This window comes from Polaromonas sp. P4_H1 (assembly GCF_056400945.1).
This window is the reverse complement of record NZ_JBFUKG010000102.1, coordinates 1-586: the sequence shown is the minus strand read 5'-3', so window position 1 is coordinate 586 and position 586 is coordinate 1. Positions and strand designations below refer to the sequence as shown.

General features: G+C 63.1%; 2 protein-coding genes. Both read left to right on the top strand.

Features of this window, described 5'->3' with window-relative positions; translation table 11 throughout:
- Positions 1–267: type III secretion system chaperone family protein (locus AC1DS5_RS25330; RefSeq protein ID WP_477720999.1), on the top strand; the 267-nt coding region annotated here is incomplete at its 5' end.
- Positions 264–586: GNAT family N-acetyltransferase (locus tag AC1DS5_RS25325; protein ID WP_477720998.1), on the top strand; the 323-nt coding region annotated here is incomplete at its 3' end. The genes AC1DS5_RS25330 and AC1DS5_RS25325, both read left to right, overlap by 4 nt.

Here is a 586-nt window from a genome sequence, read left to right as displayed (position 1 = left end):
GTGCAGCGCCTGATCGCCGCGATCAACGAACAGATGTGGGGCGGTCCTTTCGATATCTGGACTCACTCAGGCATGGTGATGTACCGGCAGGCACTGGTGCTGCCCGATGGCCTCACCGCAACGACCGCGCAGTGCGAAGCGATGCTGGTATCGGCGATCCATTCCTGCGAGCGCTACTATCCGGCATTGCAGTTCGTGGTGTGGGCCGGCAAGACCGCAGCCGAAGCGATGTCTGCTGCGATGTTCGACACTGCCGGCGAAGCATGACCGACGCGCCGGTCATCACCGTGCCGGATGCGCCCGGCGAGGCCGAACGGCTGGTGGTCGCAAATGCGTTGCTGGCCTACAATACCAAGACCGTTGGCCCCAACAATCACCAGCCGCTCTCGATCCTGATCCACGATCCTGCGACCGGCGAGCCGATCGGCGGCATCTGGGGCAAGACCGCGTTCAACTGGTGTTTCGTCGAACTGTTCGTCGTGCCCGAGCAGTTTCGCGGCCAGGACATCGGCTCGAAGGTCCTCGCCAAGGCGGAAGAGATCGCGCGTGAACGCGGCTGCATCGGTCTGTGGCTCGATACCTACTG